The following is a 915-nucleotide window of genomic DNA, read 5'->3' on the forward strand; positions in this document are numbered from 1 at the left end:
ATTTAATGAAAATAACGGAATGACTGTCCGTATTATTTTCTTCACAAAAGTGACAAAAAAATAACACTCAGTACCTGAGCGTTATTCTTTGTTAAATCTGCTGATTAGTGTTAATAAAGTTTTTCTCCACATATTGGAACTACTTAATTTAGTCCTTTTCCTTACAGTAAATGTATATAATCTTGCTGGCGTAATGCTTCATATATAAGGATGGCTGCAGTGTTGGATAAGTTCAAGGAACGAACATTATCATTCATCGGAATTCGAAGAGCACGTTCCTTATTATTCTCGATAATGTCCTTAGGCAGGCCAGTTGTTTCTTTTCCAAAAATAAAATAATAATCCTTTGCTTTATCACTATAATCAAATGAAGAGTGAGGCTTCGTACCAAACTTTGTTAGAAAAAAATAGTCCCCGCCTCCCGTCTTTTCAAAAAAGTCATCGAGCGAATCGTAATAAATGATATTGACGAATTGCCAATAGTCCAATCCAGCTCGTTTTAACATTTTATCATCAGTTGAAAAGCCGAGAGGACGAATTAAATGCAAGGTTGTATCAGTCGCAGCACAAGTACGAGCGATATTTCCTGTATTTGCCGGAATTTCTGGTTGATATAAAACTACATGCAATGCCACGTTTGTCACCTCAAAAAATAAACTATATCGATTATTATATCACTGATTTACTCCTTCTACAGGAAAAAGGTTTCATTTCCAATCATTGATCATCCACTATTGTAAAAAATTTATATTTAATATTCGGTGTGTAGGCAGTTGAATCCTCATAGGCCCAATATCTCATCCGGCTATTTGTTGTATGGGCATTGACTAAAGGCATCCCATTTGCATCCTTTGCCGTTACAATTGTCGTATGATCAAATCGTCCGTCCCCTAGGAAATCGTAGCAAATGACATC

At 35.6% G+C, this 915-nt stretch carries 2 protein-coding genes; both read right to left on the minus strand.

Features of this window, described 5'->3' with window-relative positions; genetic code table 11:
• Positions 1-161: 161 nt before the first annotated feature.
• Positions 162-635: a tRNA (uridine(34)/cytosine(34)/5-carboxymethylaminomethyluridine(34)-2'-O)-methyltransferase TrmL gene (gene trmL, locus V7149_RS21240; RefSeq protein ID WP_438824141.1), complete on the minus strand. Its 474-nt coding sequence runs from the start codon at positions 633-635 to the stop codon at positions 162-164.
• Between the two features lie 82 nt (positions 636-717).
• Positions 718-915 (minus strand): amidase domain-containing protein (locus V7149_RS21245; protein WP_335347585.1); only part of this gene is annotated, 198 nt, incomplete at its 5' end.

Source organism: Bacillus sp. JJ1503 (genome assembly GCF_036965125.1).
In the GTDB taxonomy this organism is placed as follows: domain Bacteria; phylum Bacillota; class Bacilli; order Bacillales; family Cytobacillaceae; genus Cytobacillus.